The organism is Azospirillum sp. RU38E, assembly GCF_900188385.1.
Taxonomy (GTDB): domain Bacteria; phylum Pseudomonadota; class Alphaproteobacteria; order Azospirillales; family Azospirillaceae; genus Niveispirillum.
This window is the reverse complement of record NZ_FZOI01000056.1, coordinates 1-2,243: the sequence shown is the minus strand read 5'-3', so window position 1 is coordinate 2,243 and position 2,243 is coordinate 1. Positions and strand designations below refer to the sequence as shown.

At 58.5% G+C, this 2,243-nt stretch carries 2 protein-coding genes; one reads left to right on the top strand and one right to left on the bottom strand.

Annotated elements, in window-relative coordinates:
- Positions 1–116 precede the first annotated feature (116 nt).
- Positions 117–1,949, top strand: a complete 1,833-nt coding sequence (locus CHB97_RS25620; RefSeq protein ID WP_160106277.1) for a reverse transcriptase domain-containing protein — start codon at positions 117–119, stop codon at positions 1,947–1,949.
- A 75-nt stretch (positions 1,950–2,024) separates the two neighbouring features.
- Here the strand turns inward: CHB97_RS25620 and CHB97_RS26730 are convergent.
- Positions 2,025–2,243: hypothetical protein (locus CHB97_RS26730; protein WP_160110503.1), on the bottom strand; the 219-nt coding region annotated here is incomplete at its 5' end.

The following is a 2,243-nucleotide window of genomic DNA, read 5'->3' as shown; positions in this document are numbered from 1 at the left end:
TCTTCTTACGCCGCCGCCTGTGTCGGGGCATGCCCCGACACAGGCGATCAATACCCGCCATTCCAGCATGCCGTCAGATTTAGTCCAGACTTTTACAGCTGATGCAACCGGAGACCGTGGAGAAGAGACTTGGCTCGATCATCGACCTGTCTCGCCAAGGAAAACGTATCAATGGTCTGTTCCGTCTGCTGGCCAGCCCGCTCCTCTGGGAGATGGCCTACGCGCAGATTGCCCCCAATAAAGGGGCGCTCACACCCGGTGTCGATCCCGCCAACACCCTTGACGGCTTTTCGCTGGAACGGATGGAGCGGATCATCGGTGCCGTGATGGACGGATCATACCGGTTTTCCCCGGCGCGCAGACAATATATCCCCAAACCCAACGGGAAGAAACGCCCGCTGGGCATTCCCACAGCCGACGACAAGCTGGTGCAGGCGGCGGTGAAAATTCTGCTCGACCATGTCTATGAGCCGGTTTTCTCCGAGCAATCGCACGGCTTCCGCCGGGGGCGTTCATGCCATACCGCGCTGAGCGAGATCAGACGGACATGGCATGGTGTGAAGTGGCTGATCGAGGTCGATATCGCAGGATATTATGACAATATCGACCATGACATCCTGCTCGCCCTCTTGCGCAAGCGCATGGATGACGAGCGCCTGATCCGATTGATCGGGCGGATGTTGAAGGCCGGCTACCTCGAAGACTGGCGGTTTCACAAGACCTTCAGCGGCACCCCCCAAGGCGGCGTGATCTCCCCGATCCTGGCCAACATCTACCTTCATGAGCTTGACGGTTTCATGGCGGAAATGAAGACCGGGTTCGATCGGGGAACCATGCGTCGTCGCAGCGCCCACTATCTGGAATGTTCCAAGCAGATCCAGATCCGGCGCAGAATGATCGAAAGACGACGGGCGCGTCATCACGAGGAGGAAATCCCGGCGCTCATCGAGGAGATCAGGGAATGGGAGCGGCGGCGCCTGCTGGCACCGTCTGTTGATCCGTTCGACCCTGATTACCGTCGCCTCCGTTACTGCCGTTATGCCGATGATTTTGTCATAGGCATCATCGGCAGCAAGGAGGAGGCCCGCAAAGTGATGGAAGAGGTCAGGGCGTTCCTGGCCCAGCACCTGAAATTGCAGGTCTCCGAGGAGAAGAGCGGAATCAGCAAGGCAAGCGAAGGAGCAACCTTCCTCGGGTACGGGTTGAAGACCTACGGCGATGGCCGGACGAAACGGATGGTGAAGGCCGGTCGTGCCGTCACCATGCGCGTTCCGGATGACCGTATGCAGCTTCACGTCCCCGTCGACAGGCTGGCCCGTTTCGCAGAACGCCAACAGCTTGGTAATCTTCATACCAACCAAGGCGAAGCCCGGCACAGCGTGATCAACAATTCCGACCTGGCGATCCTGACCGGCTATAATGCGCTGATGCGGGGGTTTGCTGAATATTACAAGCTCGGCACGCTCTGGAAACAGGAAGTGTCACGGCTCCATCATCTCTGGTGGTGGAGCCTGATGAAAACCCTGTCCCGCAAGCACAAATGCTCGGTCAGGAGAACAGCGGAGAGGCTCCGGAACGGGGATCGTCTGGGCCTGTGGTATGAGGGCCGCCACGCGCGGCGTTTTATGCCGATGTTCCGCCTGAAAGATATCCGCCCCGCGCAGATATCCGCACACGTTGATCGGGAACCGACAGGAACCATGTATTTCGCAGGCAGGAACGACATCATTGACCACCTGCGTGCCCGTACATGCCAAGCCTGCGGTGCCATCGACGTGCCTCTGGAGGTTCATCACGCCCGCAAGATGAGTGACATGGAGGGGACCACCTTATGGACCCGGGTCAAGGCGGCGCGCACGCGCAAGCGTGTCGTGCTATGCCGGGAATGCCATGTCGCCCATCATGCCGGTCGGTTACAGGCAAGACTGGATCGCATGATGCAAGCGTAGGAGCCGGATGATGGGAAACTATCACGTCCGGTTCCGTGGGAGGGGTAGAGGCCATCCTTCCGGGACGCTTCGCCCCTACCCGACGGTGTCGAGGATTTCCAGGAAATCACCATTCGCCATTCCAAATATGCCGCCTCCCGCTTTGCCCATGAGGCGGCCCCCGCCCTGACGCGCTTTGCCAATTGTAAAGGGCGAAATAGAAATCCCCAGAAGTGGCACTTGAAAATTCCCCAGATGGTTTGGCTGGTGAATTGATTTTGGATTATCAGGCTTGTTTTGTTTTCGGCGGTCTCC